Source organism: Pseudomonas sp. IT-P258, assembly GCF_949767825.1.
Taxonomy (GTDB): Bacteria; Pseudomonadota; Gammaproteobacteria; order Pseudomonadales; family Pseudomonadaceae; genus Aquipseudomonas; species Aquipseudomonas monachiensis.
Window position 1 is genome coordinate 207,669 of the sequence record NZ_CATKPU010000011.1, and the last position, 15,219, is coordinate 222,887.

Sequence of the window (15,219 nt, forward strand, 5' to 3'; positions counted from 1 at the left end):
AAAGATCGCAGCCTGCGGCAGCTCCTACAGGTACGCCGCATAAGCTGTAGGAGCTGCCGCAGGCTGCGATCTTTGGCTTTATGCCTTGGCCTTCAAATTGCGCGCATACCACGGTCGCTGCGGCACTTTGCGGAACAGACCCTTCAGTTTCTTCTCGTCCTCGCCAAAGGTGATGCGCAGCGCCAGCTTCATGGTTTCCGGGTCCATTTCCACTGACTTGCCCGCCTGCAACCCCGGCGTGGTGCTGCAGCCATGGGTGGTTGGCCCGAGCCAGGGGTCATCGATCTCGACCCAGCGCCCCGGCGCGAACCATTGCACACCGTTAACCAGCAACCGACTGACCTGCCCCGGATGAAAACGCTCGTGGGCGCGGAACCAGTCTTCCAGGCGGTCGTCGATCCAGCCGTGAAAATGCCAGAACACCGGGCTCACATGGGAAGAAAACGGGTCACCGAGAAAATCGTTTTCCGCTGCAAACCAGCGCGAGGAAAAGTCCGCCGGATCCCGGGCGAACGGCACCGGCTGACCGTTGGACGGATCACGGGGCACCGAAGCCCAGCGCATGTGCAGCCAGTCGTGCAGGCCCAGTTCGACCTCCGAGCCGAACTGGCCGAGGGTCAGCGTCGACAGGTAACGCGGGTCGCGGTAGCGGGATTCCCAGACCTGGAAATTGCTGCGGTACGTCTCGCCAGTCTTGATGTCGCTGACCCATTGCGTGTACTCGTCATCGTCCTCGGCCAGCCAGGTCGGCGGCAACGCGGTGCCGTCGTGGTTGTCGAAGTAACGCGCGAAGCCGGGCCGGTCCCGCGCCAGTTCCGGCTGCGGTAACGGGAAGTGCGTCCAGGACGGCAGGTCCTGCATCGACCGCGCCGTGCCGAGCATGTGCCGGTGCATGAAGAAAAAGTCCACGCCCGAACCGTTGCGATCCTTGCGTTCGCCACGGGCATCGCGCTCCTGGTCCCGCGGGCCGGGTTGCCAGCCGAGCCCGCGCAAGGCGCCGCGCTGGTCTTCGGACAGCTTGTGCCACTTGTCCCGGGAGGCATGCCAGAGCTGGTGGAACAGCCGATGCTCCGGTGATACCAGCCAGGCCAGCAGTGCCTTGTTGAGGCCGGCACGCTCGCGGGCTTCAGGGAATACCCGTTTGACGGCAATGAATCGATTGTCCTGGGCCGTCAGCATCAGCGGCCGCTTCAGGTCCAGCACCCGCCCACTGAGGCTGCCGCTGCCGGCGTTGCCGAAACCGGCCCAGACCTCGTCCAGGGTCATCTCGAATTCGTATTCGCAACAGCCACTGGCGCCCAGCAGACGCCAACCCAGCTGCTTCGGGTTGGCCCCGGACAGATCGCCCAACACTCGGTAACGGGGCTCTTCGCTGGAGCGCAAACGCTCGGCGGTGTCGAGATAACCACTGAAACCGCGACCCTTGTGCCCGATGTCGAGGAACACCTCCAGGCCTTCGAGGGGCAAGCCTTCGATACCGGCGTCACGACCTTCGAAACGAATCTGCCAGACCCCGCGCAAGGTATCCGCCAAGCGTTGGCCGGCGACATCCGCCACATCGAACGAGGCTTCGCCGGGAGTGATGCTCGGGTCCGGCCTGGTCAGTTCGCGATGCCCGTAATACGCCGCCGGCACGGCGGCACCGGTCAGCGCCAGGCCCGCGAGGAACCATCGTCGAGAAATCGTCATTGCCCTACCTGTGTCAGCCATGGAGCAGGCTTTATCCAAGCTAGAACGTTTGTTGCACCGACAAATTTACGGTGCTTTGAAAGATCGCAGCCTTCGGCAGCTCCTACGGGTTTATGCCGATCCAATGTAGGAGCTGCCGCAGGCTGCGATCTTTTGGGATCAACCTAAATTCCATGGCCAGCCACTCGTTCCCCCCTGATAGCAAAGGCCCCTGCGCCTGCACCGGGGCGGCGAATCTGACTGAGACGGCAATGACCAAACCACGTTCGAAAAAGGCTCTTTTCATCGGCCTGCCGCTGGCCCTGGCGATCAGCGCGGGGGCGGGTTTCGCGGCTTGGAATTACTGGTTCAGGGACAACCCCGGCTACCCGGTCAAGGTGATGAAACAGGCCGATCAGTTGCAGGAACGCATCCTCTCGTTCGACAGCCACATCACCGTGCCCATGGACTTCGGCACCGCCGGCAACGAAGTCGACAAGGACGGCGAAGGCCAGTTCGACCTGGTCAAGACCGGGCGCGGGCGTCTGTCCGGGGCGGCGCTGACGATCTTCGGCTGGCCGGAAATCTGGAACGGCCCCAACGCCCCCCATCGCCCTACCGCCGGTTTCGTCGACGAGGCCCGACACGAGCAGGAAACCCGCTACAAGATCATCAGCGCCATGGTGCGCGACTTCCCCAACCAAGTGGCCATCGCCTACACCCCCGACGACTTCCGTCGCCTGCACGGCGAAGGCAAGTTCGCGGTGTTCATCAGCATGCTCAATGCCTACCCGCTGGGCAACGACCTCAACGCCCTGGACAAGTGGGCAGCGCGCGGCATGCGCATGTTCGGCTTCAGCTACGTAGGCAACAACGCCTGGGCCGACTCGTCGCGGCCGCTGCCGTTCTTCAACGATTCGCGGGATGCCCTGGGCGGGCTGTCGGACATCGGCAAGCAAGCGGTGCATCGCCTCAACGACCTGGGCGTGATCATCGATGTGTCGCAGATGTCGACCAAGGCCCTGGAGCAAGTGGCGCAACTGAGCCGCACGCCGATGGTCGCCTCCCACTCGGCGCCGCGTGCCCTGGTGGACATCCCGCGCAACCTCAGCGACCCGGAAATGCAGCTGATCAAGAACAGCGGCGGCGTGGTGCAGATTGTCGGCTTCCCGACCTACATCCGCCCGCTGAGCCAGGCCACCCAGGACAAGCTCAACGCCCTGCGCGCCCGCTTCGACCTGCAACCGCTGCAAGGCCTGGAGATGGCCCTGATGCCCGGCGACCCGGTGATCACCGTCTGGCCCGAGCAGCGCTTCGGCGAGTACGCCAGCCAGCTCTATTCAATCCTCGACGAAGAACCCAAGGCCACCCTCAAGGATTACGGCGATGCAATCGATTACGCCGTGAAGAAAATCGGCATCGACCACGTCGGCATCAGTTCCGACTTCAACGACGGCGGCGGCCTCGATGGCTGGAAAGACGTCAGCGAGGCCCGCAACGTGACCGCCGAACTGATCAGCCGCGGCTACAGCGAAGCCGACATCGCCAAGCTTTGGGGCGGCAACTTCCTGCGGGTCTGGGACCAGGTGCAGAAGTCCTCCCGGCCCGTGGTCCAGAACTGATTTTCATCTATTGCCAAAGCGAACCGAATCCATGACCAACCGTCGTTCATTCTTAAAGCAGGCCGGCATCCTCGCGGCCGGTCTTCCCTTGGCCTGCGCTGTGAGCCTGCCGGTACGGGCCGCCAGCTCCGCGCCACTGCCCAAGGACAAATGGGACCAGTTGCGCCAACTCTTCACCCAAGACCCGAACTACCTGCACTTCGCCAACTTCCTGGTGACCTCGCATCCGCTGCCTGTGCGTGAAGCCATCGAGATGCACCGCGCCAACCTCGATCGCAACCCGGGCCTGGCCATGGATTGGCATCGCGGCGAAACCGAACGCCGCGAAGAAGAGGTGCGCGTGTGGGCCGGCCGTTACCTGAAGGCCAAGCCGTCACAGATCGCCCTGACCGGCAGCACCACCGAAGGCCTGGCGATGATCTATGCCGGCATCCACGTGCGCCCGGACCAGGAGATCCTCACCAGCGAACACGAGCACTACGCCGCCAACAGCGTGTTCGAATACCGCACCCGGAAGGACGGCACCCAGGTTCGCAAGATCAAGTTGTTCGAAGACCCGTACAAGGTCTCGACCGCCGAAGTGCTGGCCGCGATTGAACGCAACATCCGCCCCGAAACCCGCGTCCTGGGCATGACCTGGGTGCATTCCGGCAGCGGCGTGAAATTGCCCATCGGCGAGATCGGCAAACTGGTTGAAGAGAAAAACCGTGGCCGCGCCGACAAGGACCGCATCCTCTACGTGATCGATGGCGTCCACGGCTTCGGCGTAGAGAACGTCGATTTCCCGGACATGCACTGCGATTTCTTCATTGCCGGCACCCACAAATGGATGTTCGGCCCACGGGGCACCGGGATCATCTGTGCCCGCTCCGACGAGCTCAAGGACGTGACCCCGACCATCCCGACATTCTCCGAAGCCACCCAGTTCTCCACGGTGATGACCTACGGCGGCTACCACTCGTTCGAACACCGCTGGGCGCTGACCGAGGCCTTCAAATTGCACCTGGAACTGGGCAAGGCCGAGGTCGCGACACGCATTCACGCCATCAACAGCTACCTGAAAAAACGCTTGCAGGCACACCCGTCGGTGGAGCTGGTCACGCCACTGTCGCCGGAGTATTCCGCCGGTTTCACCTTCTTCCGCATCAAGAACCGGGACTGCGAGGCAGTTGCCAATTACCTGATGGATCAGCGTGTGGTGTGCGATGCCGTGGACCGTGATGTCGGGCCGATCATTCGTGTGTCGCCAGGGCTACTCAATACCCAAGCGCACATCGACCGCCTGATGGAACTGCTGGCCAACCAGGTCTGACTGAGCGAGAACCATTATGAAAAGCACCCTGAAAAAACTCGGCACCCTGACGCTGTTGGCCGTGCTCGGCAGCGCCTTGCCCGGCTTCGCCCAGGCCTACACCGCGCCCTTGCCCGGCAAGGTCTTCAAGGATTGCCGTAACTGCCCGGAAATGGTGGTGTTGCCCGCCGGCACCTTCACCATGGGCACCCCGGACGACGAAGTCGGCCGCGAACCTGATGAAGGCCCGATGCATGAGGTGACGTTCGACAAACCCTTTGCCATGAGCCGCTACCAGATCACCGCCGGCGAATGGGCCCAATACATGAAGGAAACCGGGATCACCCTGCCCGATGGCGACACCCGCCCCGGCCGCGAGTGCATCAACGGCAAGCCGCGTTATCCACAGGGCCCGCGTCAGCCGGCGGTGTGCATGAACTTCGCCGAGGTCAGTGCCTACGTCGCCTGGCTGTCAATGAAGACCGGCCAGCATTACCACATCGTCAGCGAGGCCCAGCGCGAGTACGCCGCCCGTGCCGGGTCAAAGGGAGCGTTCCCCTTCCCGTTCGACCCCGGCACCGAGTACAGCATCGCCACACACGCCAACACCTACGGCCCCACCGATGGCTACAGCTATTCCTCACCCGTGGGCAGCTATCCGGCGAATGCCTTCGGCCTGTACGACATGCACGGCAATGTCTACGAGTGGATCGCCGATTGCTATCACCCGGACTATGTCGGCGCGCCCACCGATGGCAGCGCCTGGACCGAACCGAACTGCGACACCCTGCGCATCCGTGGCAACGACTGGGGCGAGGCGCCGGTGTTTTCCCGCTCGGGCAACCGCAATGACATCGACCCGCAAACCCGTGGCGACTGGATCGGATTTCGCGTCGTGCGCGACCTGACACCCAACCTATGACTCCTTCCCAAATCCTTGTGGGAGCGGCGGTGCGGCGATCCGACTTGCTCGCGAAGGCGGCAGCACATCCAACATCAATGTGACTGACAAACCGCTTTCGCGAGCAAGTCGGATCGCCGCACCGCCGCTCCCACAGGTTTTGTGTAACTCCCCCGCCACCAGTCACCCACCGTTTAAATTAAGCCCTCCATCAGACGTTCTACTGGGTATCTGCCTCAAGACCCAAGGAACCCTCTGCTCATGACCCAGCCAACGCGCGGTGCAATTCATGAATTGTTCACCCTCCTCAAACCGTTCCGGCTCGTCGTCAGTCTGTCGATCCTCCTGGGCATGGTGGGTGGCCTGAGCGTGACGGTGTTGCTGGCCACCATCAACAACGCGCTGCACTCGGCCGAAGGCCTGACCCAAGACGTGGTCGCGCTGTTCGGCGGCCTGTGCCTGCTGGCCCTGGGCAGCTCGATCTGCTCGGACATCGGCACCAACTACGTCGGCCAGCACATCATTGCCCGGCTGCGCAAAGAACTTGGGGAAAAGGTGCTTTCAGCGCCCATCGAGCAGATCGAGCGCTACCGCAGCCACCGCTTGATCCCGGTGCTGACCCACGACGTCGACACCATCAGCGATTTCGCCTTCGCCTTCGCGCCGCTGGCGATTTCCCTGACCGTGACCCTTGGCTGCATGGGTTACCTGGCGATGTTGTCGTGGCCGATGTTCCTGATGATGGTGCTGGCGATTGCCATCGGCACCGGCATCCAGTTCTACGCCCAAGGCAAGGGCATCCAGGGTTTCATGGCCGCCCGCGACGCCGAGGACGATCTGCAAAAGCACTACAACGCCATTGCCGGTGGCGCCAAGGAGTTGCGCATCCACCGCCCGCGCCGCCAGCGCATGTTCGTCAAGGGCATCCAGGGCACTGCCGACTTCATCTGTAACACCCAGGTGCGTTCGATCAACACCTTCGTGATCGCCAAGACCCTGGGCTCGATGCTGTTCTTCGTGGTCATCGGCCTGGCGCTGGCCCTGCAATCCTTCTGGCCCAGTGCCGACAAGGCGGTGATGAGCGGCTTCGTGCTGGTGCTGCTGTACATGAAAGGCCCGATCGAGCATCTGGTCAGCACCTTGCCGATCGTCAGCCGGGCACGCATTGCCTTTCGCCGCATTGCCGAACTGTCGAGCCAGTTTTCCTCCCCCGAGCCGCACCTGCTGCTCAACGACAAAGGCACCCCGCCGACCGTGGTCAACCGCCTGCAACTGGACCACGTCAGCTACGCCTTCCCCGCCGCACCGGGCAGCGACGCGTTTCGCCTGGGCCCGGTGAACCTGACCATCGAGCAAGGCGAGATCATTTTCATCGTCGGTGAAAACGGCTGCGGCAAGACCACCCTGATCAAGTTGCTGCTTGGCCTCTACACGCCGCAACAGGGTTCGATCCTGCTCAACGGCCAAGGCATCGACGCGCACAATCGCGACGACTACCGCCAATTGTTCACCACGATCTTTGCCGATTACTACCTGTTCGATGACGTGGTCCAGGGCGACCAGCACATCCCCGAAGATGCCAACCAATACCTGCAACGGCTGGAGATCGCGCACAAGGTCAGCGTCAGGGACGGCAGCTTCACCACCACCGACCTGTCCACCGGCCAGCGCAAGCGCCTGGCGCTGGTCAATGCCTGGCTGGAAGAACGCCCGGTGCTGGTGTTCGACGAATGGGCCGCCGACCAGGACCCGACCTTCCGCCGCATCTTCTACACCGAGCTGCTGCCCGACCTCAAACGCCTGGGCAAGACCATCATCGTCATCTCCCACGACGACCGCTATTTCGACATGGCCGATCAACTGGTGCGCATGGAATCGGGGCGGGTCGTCACCGAGCGCGCAACCGCCTGAGTGCCGTTGCCGCACGCAAATCATTGTTTTTTAGAGTTTGTTTTCCGGTTTAGGCAACGTGGTCCGTCTAATAATAATTATCATTAACTAAAAAACTGCACACACCCTTCTGGAGCGATTCGAGCAATGCAAAGCCTTACTCTGTCCCGCGCCCCCTTGGCCTTAGCCATCGAACGGCAAAAGAAATTCCGAACGGTCGTGCCGGGCGCGCTGCTGACCCTGTTGTTGTTGGGTACGTCCCAGGTCGAGGCAGCCCCGGTGAACGTCAATGTACCGGCTCAGTCGCTGGCCAGCGCATTGCGCCAACTGGGCCAGCAGACCAACCTGCAGATTCTCTACAGCCAGGACATGGTCAACGGCATCAAGTCCACGGCGGTGTCCGGCAACATGGAACCGGAACAGGCACTGAAAACCTTGCTGCTGGGGAGCGGCATCAATTTTCAGTTGAATGGCAACACCGTGTCGCTGGTGCCATCGGCCGGTGACTCCAGTGCACTGCAACTGGGTGCGACGTCCATCACCGGCGTGGCGCTGGGGCCGACCACCGAAGGTTCGCACTCCTACACCAGCGACGAAGTGACCATCGGCAAAGGCAACATCAAGCTCAAGGACATCCCGCAGTCGGTGTCCGTCGTCACGCGCCAGCGCATGGACGACCAGAACCTGAACAGCCTGCAGGACGCCATGCGCCAGGTCACCGGCGTGACCATCAAGACCTACAACTCCGGCTCCAGCCTCAACGACGTCTACATGCGTGGCTTCCTCGTCGACCAGGTGCAGGTCGACGGCGTCTCGCAGCCCACCGGCCAGGGCGACATGGCCACCAGCTTCGACCTGGCGATGTACGACCGCATCGAAGTGCTGCGCGGCCCGTCGGGCCTGTACCAGGGCGCGGGCGAACCCGGCGGTACGATCAACGTGGTGCGCAAGCGCGCCCTGAGCAAATTCGCCCTCGGTGGCGAACTGGCCGCCGGCTCCTACGATCGCTACCGTTCTTCGGTGGACGTCACCGGCCCGTTGAACGAACAGGGCACCGTGCGCGGTCGTTTCATCACCGCCTACGAGAACAACCAGTCCTTCGTCGACTACGCGCAGAACGAACGCCCGATGGTCTACGGTCGCCTGGAATTCGACCTCGACCCGGCCACCACCCTGTCGGTCGGCGGCGCTTACCAGAAGAACAACTCCACCCCGGCCTTCGGCCTGCCGGCCTACGCCGACGGCTCATTGCTCGACGTGCCGCGCTCGACCTTCGTCGATGCCAAGTGGAACACCCTCAACGAAAAAGTCTGGGAGTCCTTCGCCGAACTCGACCACGAACTGGACAACGGCGGTCAGTTCAAGACCACCCTGACCTACCGCGACGCCGAAACCCCGGAGCGTAACTTCACCTGGGCCGACGGCGCGGTCGACCCGGCCACCGGTGACAGCTGGGCCGTCGCCTACGACTACTACACCCACATCAAGACCGTCGGCGTCGACAGCTTCGTCACCACGCCGTTCGAGTTCGCCGATCGCCGCCACGAGTTCACCGTGGGCGCCGAATACCAGCACCTGGACAAGGACTTCACCTACGGCGGCGGCGAGTACTTCCCGATCAACGTGTACGATCCGGACAGCATCGACATTCCCCGCAACGACTATGCCCACGTCAACGGCAACTGGTCCAAGTCCGATCAGTACGGCGTCTACACCCGCGCCAAGATCAACGTCACCGACTGGCTCGATGTCATCGGCGGCAGCCGCGTCACCTGGTACGAAAGCGATGCGAAGAACGCCAACGCCTTCTTCAACAACTTCGGCGAAGCCCACACCAGCATCAACCGCAAGGTCGTGCCGTACGGCGCCATCATCGGCAAGATCACCCCTGAACTGTCGACCTACTTCAGCTACACCGGCGTGTTCAAACCGCAGAGCGAAATCGGCACAAACGGCGAGCCGGTCGGCCCGCGCGAAGGCAAGCAGTACGAAATCGGCCTCAAGCGCGAGTTCTACGACGGTCGCCTGAACGCCAGCCTCGCCGCCTTTCGCATCTACGATGAAAACCGCGCCGAATACGACAACAACTCCGGTGCCTACATGACCGAAGGCAAGGCCCGCAGCCAGGGCTGGGAAACCGAGTTGAGCGGCAACCTGACCGACAACTGGAGCATCGTCACCGGTTACGCCTTCACCTCCACCAAGTTCCTGGACGGCGATCAGGCCAACAAAGGCAAGACCTTCAGCACCATCACGCCCAAGCACAACTACAACCTGTGGACCAAGTACGAGTTCACCGACGGTGCGCTCAAGGACTTCAGCGTCGCCGGTGGCGTGCGTGTGGTCAGCGACACCTACTACCAGCGTGACGTGAAGTTCAAACAAGGCGGCTATGCCGTGACCTCGGCCCAGGTCGGCTACAAGTTCAACGAACACCTGTCGTCGACACTGACCGCCAACAACCTGTTCGACCGCAAGTACTACGACCGCGTCGACGCCTCCTGGGGCACCAACTTCTACGGCGACCCGCGCACCCTGACCCTGAGCTTGCGCGCGCAGTATTGATTGCCGGCAGCGTCAACAGCCACACCCCACCCGGGCCGCTTGCGGCCCGGTGCTGATTCGCTGACGAACCGCAAAGGTAATGTGTATTTGTTGCGCCGGCTTCAGGAGTCGACCTTGCGCTCGTGCGCGGCGGTCCTGAGTTGCTCGGTATCGACGCGGACAAACGTGGAGTCCCCGACAGCGGTCAGGACATCCCCGGCGAAGATCTCGCAGATGACCCGGCTTTTGCGCCCGACCTCGCCCTCGACTCTTGCACGCAGTGTCAGGGGGACACCCATCGGGGTGGGCTTGATGTACTTGATGCCCAGGTTACCGGTGACGCATGTAACGTGGGGCAGGCTGCCCACCTCGCGCTGTTCTGCCCGGTAGTGATAAGCCATCGCCGCCCAGTTGGAGTGGCAATCGACCAGCATCGCGATCAAACCGCCGTAAACCAGACCCGGCCAGCCGCAGTATTTGTCTTCCGGCAAATGCTCGGCCATGACATGCACCCCGTCTTCATGCCAGAAGCTCTTGATGTGCAGCCCGTGCGGATTCTGGCTGCCGCAGCCGTAACAGACGCCTTCAGGCGCGGCGATGTCTTGAAGCGAAGTGTCCTGCGTGGTCATGCCGTGTTGATCCTCAAGATTTAACCCACATGTTTCGTTCAGCGTTTATGCCACAACGCCAATATGAATCCGGACTTCGTCAGGGCCGCCATAGGATTCAAAGTCCGTGGCGTAACGACGTTGCACCTGTTGATGCTGTTCAAAGTAGTTCCAGATATCCCCCCAGGCCTGAATGACCGCAGCGGGCATTGGGCCACGGGCTTCGAAGACCAGATACTTGCCTTCCTGAATCTCGATGCTGTCGAAGTCCGCGCTCGTCGCGGTCACGGGCACACCTGCCGTCACGTTGTACAAACCGTTGGCGTCAGATTCATAAGTTGAGTACACACCAACAACATGTGCGTTGGGTAAGCGGTCCGGGATCTGGTCAGCAACGCTGGCGGAAAAGAACTTGCCCCACAACCCGGGGATCTTCGCACTCTCCTGCCGGAATTCATCCTGGTTCTTCGTACGTACGGTCAGACCTGATACGAGGAAGCGAGAAATGTGTGCGATGTTGGGTTCCATTCCGAGATCTCCTGATTGAAGGTTTCAGATTAAAGCACAGCCCGAATCGGAGCGCGCGAGGTCGAATCGTTGTGCCTTGAAGCGGACCGGGTTACCCCGGTTCGCACCGCCGGATCAGTATTGGCAGAAGCGAATCCGGTTGCCGAACGGGTCGTAGACTTCCAGGACTTTGCCCCAGCCCTGCTGAACAATATCCGGGCGTCCGTAGCCGTAGCGCTTGCCGAGCAACTCGTCCCGCAGCAGTTCGATATTTTTCATCGGCACAAATACAGTCGAGCCCGGGCTGGCATCGCCGTGATGTTCGGAAAGGTGCAGTTGCAGACCGTCGCGACTGATGCCCAGGTACAGCGGCAGATCAGCCTCGAAACGGTGTTCGAACTCGACGCTAAAACCCAGAAAATCCAGATAGAACTCGCGCGCCTTGGCTTCGTCGAACATCCGCAGGATTGGAATGGGTTTGTCGAACGTCGCAGCAGGCGTGGACGGGGTGTTTGCCTGGGAAAGCATCGCTGAAGCGGTGTTCCAGTCCTTGTAGCCCAGTTGCTGCGCGACCAGTTCCAGCGCGGTGGAATGGGTCACCACTTGATTGCGTTCCTCCAGCGAGGCGCGCAACTGTTTGGCCATTTGCTTGGCTTGCTCGATTGAAAACATGGCTGCTCCTGTAGCCGAGATGCCTTGGTGCTCGCATTGCCAAACCTCGACCGTCAAGAGAGGCGAAAAGGTTTGTAGAAGGAGGAGATGCTTTCACCTTTCCCAACGGGAGCGAGCGGCGGGCAGCATCGGGCCGAGGTCGATGATACATAGCCGATACGGTCTGCGGAAGATGGCCCGGCAGTACTCAGTCCGAGGCCTGAAGACTATTCCTTCAGACGTGAAAGTTGCTGAAGCACAAATGCCCCGACGGTGACCGCGCAGGCTGCCCATGCGCAGGCCACCTGCCAATGCCTGAATGGACCGAACGTGTCGCCCATCAGGAAACCGCTCGAAAGCATAAACAGAAACAACGCAATGGCTACCAGCACGACGCGTGGAATCGCCATCAACCACCGCCACCAGGCACCGCGTTCAAAGCGCCGCGAACCCCATCGAGTCAGCCCTGTCAGCCCCGCCAGCAACGGTGCGGCAATTACCAGCAGGATCGGAATGATAACGAGCGCCAGCGTTGGTTCCACTTCGCCGCCGTCCTCGCCGGGCGTGTAGAAACTTTCCATCCAGATGTCCTTGCACAGGGCGAAGGTGAGAAAAATGACGGCGACAGGGGCGATGGGGAATATCAGGCAACTGAGGAGGTTTTTTTTATGATCCATCATTGAATCGTCCTTGGTTTTTTCAGAACGCCGTTGGGATTGATACCGCCAATTAACGGGCAGCTTTTTCGTATTTCGCAGTGTTTTTCCTCTGGCAAGGCACTTGATCGGTGATTTCGTATGGGCTATTTGCCCCTCACCAATGACTTCATATGCGTCGCATGTTCATCGTGTATCGGTTCAAACCCGCTGCGCAGGTAAAAGGCAGCGCCCTTGGGGGTGTCCGTGGACAGTCGCACAACGCGGAAATGCTCAGACGCCAGTTCCAGTAGCTGCCGCACCAGCGCTTTACCCACATTCCGGCCCCTTGATGCAGGGGCGACGTACACCCGCCGTAATCTTCCTACGCCCGGTTCGGAAAATGGATCGGATGAGAGACCTCCAACGGCTATCAGCCTCCCGTTGCGAAACACCCCCAATAGGCACTCACCCTGCTGATCGAATCGATTGGCGCCGCTTTCCCATTCCGAAATCAACCGGGTGAGGAACCTGAAGCCTTCTGCAACGGCCTGCGCTTCCAGCTCGCGGATTTGCGGTGCGAGCCCGGAGACTTTACATATCACCCATTCGTCCATTGACATTGCGTTTTGACTCGATGAGGGCTCGAATATCTTCCATCATCCGATCATGTGGGACATTCGGGCGCGGGTCGTCTATCGAAGCTTGCACCTTGGCGCGGAACCAACGGTCATGGTTGGCGACCTGCTCTTCGGTCTCAAGCCCTGAAACGATGGGGGAAAAGTCGGCGCTCATAATGGCCTCCAGAGCCGCTGTCGTCATTGGCAATGATGAATGTCATTGGGTTAGCCGACCATTGCGTCGCGTCAGATCGTAAGGGCTGTACTTCCGAGGGCCAACCGCAAACTTTCGTAGGACTCTTCCTGCCGACTCCGAGGAATTCAACGCTCTCTGACAAGGCATGGCAGCAGGTTGAAAACCACTCGATAGCGCCTGTTTAAGCGGCCTACAGGTTACTTCGTGAAAGCCACAACGCCTTGCGCCGTTGCCTACAGGTACGCCAGAATCCGCCGGCTTGTGCGCCTTGGGGGGTGTCGGTAACTTGGTTCGGGTCACTGATTTCCAGTGATCGGGTTTAGTAGCCCGTCTTACCATCCAAAATCGGTTGCATAAGCGTCCTTCAATCAGGTGTCCGCCTGCATTTGATGGTGGCTGTGCGCATGGCACCTTCGGGTGCGCCGGATTTGGGTGGTAATCCGGTCTACTAACTTGCGCACAGCCGCCACCCTTCCGTTTAGTAGCGAGACAGGTTGCGGCTCAACTGAGAGGTTTACCATCCATGTTCAAGCCCACACCCAATCCGCCGGACTCCGACCCGGCCTCGCCGTACGAAAGCCCCGACTCAAAACAATTCCACGAAGCCGCCGAGCGCGCGCTCAATCACTACCTCAACCCGGGCGCCAACATCATGGCCACCCCGCGCACACCCAGCACCATGTTCATCGTCAACCCCGAGCTCAGTACCGAAACCCTGCTGGTGCATGCCTGCGAATCGCTGGCGTCGGCCAATGTCATGGCCAATGATCTGGTGGATCATCTGGAGGGGACGAGTCGCAATGCGCTGTTGGGGATTGCGCAGGTGATCATGCTGGGGGAACTGGCGGTGAATCGGGCGCTGGATCGGCTTGATCCGCCCTGACCACAATTTCCAGATCACCGATGGCCTGTGGCAGCGAGCTTGCTCGCGATGGCGGCGGCAAATTCAACATTGATGTGTTAGATACACCGCTATCGCGAGCAAGCTCGCTCCCACAGGGATTGCATTTAACTGATCGGCATCCGTACTCCCCTCACAGTGAATCAGGCCAGGCTCTCGCTGATCTGCGCCGCCAGTTGCGCCAGCATCCCCGGCACTTCCTGGACCATCTCGCCCATGCGCGCAAAGTCGTGGGTCATGCCGGCCTTTACCTCCAGCACCAAGGGTTGCCCCGCGGCACGCAGTTTCTCGGCCCAGGCCAGGCCTTCGTCGAGCAACGGGTCGTACTCGGCCAGCCACAGCACCGTCGGCGTCAGCCTTTGCAAACGCTCGGCGTACAGCGGTGAAAAACGCCAGTCGGCGCGGTCGGCCTCGCTGCGTTGGTACTGCTGGTAAAACCATTCCAGCGTGGTGGCTTCCAGCAGATAGCCTTCGGCGAACCGCGTAAGAGACGGGCGCTTTTTTACCGCGTCGATCACCGGGTACAGCAGCACTTGCAGGCGCGGCACCAGCGGCCAGCCCAATGGGTCCCGGGCAATGGCGATACACAGCGATGCCACCAGGCTGCCGCCGACGCTGTCCCCGGCCAGCGCAATGCGCCTGGCGTCCAGCCCCAACGCATTGGCTCCGGTGAGGGCCAGCCAACGGGTGACGTCTTCGGCATCGTTGTAAGCAGTCGGAAAACGGTGTTCCGGCGCCAGGCGATAGTCCGCCGACAACACGGCAAACTCCCCCGCCAGCGCCAGGCGTCGGCACAGGGTGTCGTGGGAATCGAGGCTGCCCACAACGTAACCGCCGCCATGGAAGTACAACAACACCGGGCGCGGTTCGCTGTCCGGTTGCGGTTTGGCGTACAGCCGCGCGTTGAGCACATGCCCGTCCCGCGCAGAAATGCTGACCGCCGTCACTGTCAACGCGCCCGCCGGCACCGCATCGAGCCACTGCGAAGTCTGTTCGAACTGCTGCCGCGCTTCGCCGGGGCTCAGCTCATGCATCGGTTGGCTTTTGCCGCTGAGGCGGCCGAACTCGGCCAGTTCTAGAAATCCTTCGATGTCCGGGTGCAGTGCCATGGGCGGTGGTCTCCAAAAATAAAAAAGCTCGCCCAATAAACGAACCGTGAGGACCGTTCATTAGGGCGTAATCCTG

14 protein-coding genes are annotated in these 15,219 nt (G+C 61.2%); 6 read left to right on the forward strand and 8 right to left on the reverse strand.

Features of this window, described 5'->3' with window-relative positions:
• Positions 1–78: 78 nt before the first annotated feature.
• The gene (locus ACM6G4_RS00965; RefSeq protein WP_414912825.1) at positions 79–1,689 is read right to left on the reverse strand and encodes a PvdJ/PvdD/PvdP-like protein; all 1,611 of its coding nucleotides are present in this window, start codon (positions 1,687–1,689) and stop codon (positions 79–81) included.
• Between the two features lie 251 nt (positions 1,690–1,940).
• On the opposite strand from ACM6G4_RS00965, the gene pvdM reads away from it, so the two are divergent.
• From pvdM to ACM6G4_RS00990, 5 genes are all read left to right on the forward strand, one after another.
• A complete protein-coding gene (pvdM, locus tag ACM6G4_RS00970; RefSeq protein ID WP_414912826.1) occupies positions 1,941–3,290 on the forward strand; it encodes a pyoverdine-tailoring dipeptidase-like protein PvdM in 1,350 nt (449 codons plus the stop codon).
• A 31-nt stretch (positions 3,291–3,321) separates the two neighbouring features.
• Positions 3,322–4,602, forward strand: a complete 1,281-nt coding sequence (locus ACM6G4_RS00975) for an aminotransferase class V-fold PLP-dependent enzyme (RefSeq protein WP_414912827.1) — start codon at positions 3,322–3,324, stop codon at positions 4,600–4,602.
• A gap of 16 nt (positions 4,603–4,618) precedes the next feature.
• Positions 4,619–5,503 (forward strand): formylglycine-generating enzyme family protein, encoded by an 885-nt coding sequence (locus ACM6G4_RS00980; RefSeq protein ID WP_414912828.1) that lies wholly within the window; start codon positions 4,619–4,621, stop codon positions 5,501–5,503.
• A gap of 240 nt (positions 5,504–5,743) precedes the next feature.
• Positions 5,744–7,393, forward strand: coding sequence for a cyclic peptide export ABC transporter (locus ACM6G4_RS00985; RefSeq protein ID WP_414912829.1), 1,650 nt, complete (start codon positions 5,744–5,746; stop codon positions 7,391–7,393).
• A 126-nt stretch (positions 7,394–7,519) separates the two neighbouring features.
• Entirely contained in the window at positions 7,520–9,937 is a 2,418-nt protein-coding gene (locus ACM6G4_RS00990; protein ID WP_414912830.1) for a TonB-dependent siderophore receptor, read from the forward strand.
• A gap of 101 nt (positions 9,938–10,038) precedes the next feature.
• Here the strand turns inward: ACM6G4_RS00990 and ACM6G4_RS00995 are convergent, their stop codons facing one another.
• The 6 genes from ACM6G4_RS00995 to ACM6G4_RS01020 form a co-directional block, all read right to left on the reverse strand.
• The gene (locus tag ACM6G4_RS00995) at positions 10,039–10,545 is read right to left on the reverse strand and encodes a PaaI family thioesterase (protein WP_414912831.1); all 507 of its coding nucleotides are present in this window, start codon (positions 10,543–10,545) and stop codon (positions 10,039–10,041) included.
• A gap of 45 nt (positions 10,546–10,590) precedes the next feature.
• Complete coding sequence (locus ACM6G4_RS01000; protein WP_414912832.1) at positions 10,591–11,052, reverse strand: GyrI-like domain-containing protein; 462 nt, start codon at positions 11,050–11,052, stop codon at positions 10,591–10,593.
• Positions 11,053–11,166: 114 nt separating this feature from the next.
• Entirely contained in the window at positions 11,167–11,703 is a 537-nt protein-coding gene (locus ACM6G4_RS01005) for a glyoxalase superfamily protein (RefSeq protein ID WP_414912833.1), read from the reverse strand.
• Positions 11,704–11,909: 206 nt separating this feature from the next.
• Positions 11,910–12,362 carry a hypothetical protein gene (locus tag ACM6G4_RS01010; protein WP_150725726.1) on the reverse strand — a complete coding sequence of 151 codons (453 nt, stop codon included), beginning with the start codon at positions 12,360–12,362 and terminating at the stop codon, positions 11,910–11,912.
• 122 nt (positions 12,363–12,484) lie between these two features.
• Positions 12,485–12,940 carry a GNAT family N-acetyltransferase gene (locus tag ACM6G4_RS01015; protein WP_414912834.1) on the reverse strand — a complete coding sequence of 152 codons (456 nt, stop codon included), beginning with the start codon at positions 12,938–12,940 and terminating at the stop codon, positions 12,485–12,487.
• Positions 12,912–13,112, reverse strand: a complete 201-nt coding sequence (locus ACM6G4_RS01020; RefSeq protein WP_414912835.1) for an antitoxin — start codon at positions 13,110–13,112, stop codon at positions 12,912–12,914. Before ACM6G4_RS01020 ends, ACM6G4_RS01015 begins: the two co-directional genes overlap by 29 nt.
• Before the next feature lie 544 nt (positions 13,113–13,656).
• Here ACM6G4_RS01020 and ACM6G4_RS01025 point away from each other — a divergent pair.
• On the forward strand, positions 13,657–14,016 hold the full coding sequence (locus ACM6G4_RS01025; RefSeq protein WP_414912836.1) for a DUF6124 family protein: 360 nt from the start codon (positions 13,657–13,659) through the stop codon (positions 14,014–14,016).
• 161 nt (positions 14,017–14,177) lie between these two features.
• On the opposite strand, the gene ACM6G4_RS01030 is transcribed toward ACM6G4_RS01025, so the two are convergent.
• Positions 14,178–15,143 (reverse strand): alpha/beta hydrolase, encoded by a 966-nt coding sequence (locus ACM6G4_RS01030; protein ID WP_414912837.1) that lies wholly within the window; start codon positions 15,141–15,143, stop codon positions 14,178–14,180.
• Between the last annotated feature and the right edge of the window lie 76 nt (positions 15,144–15,219).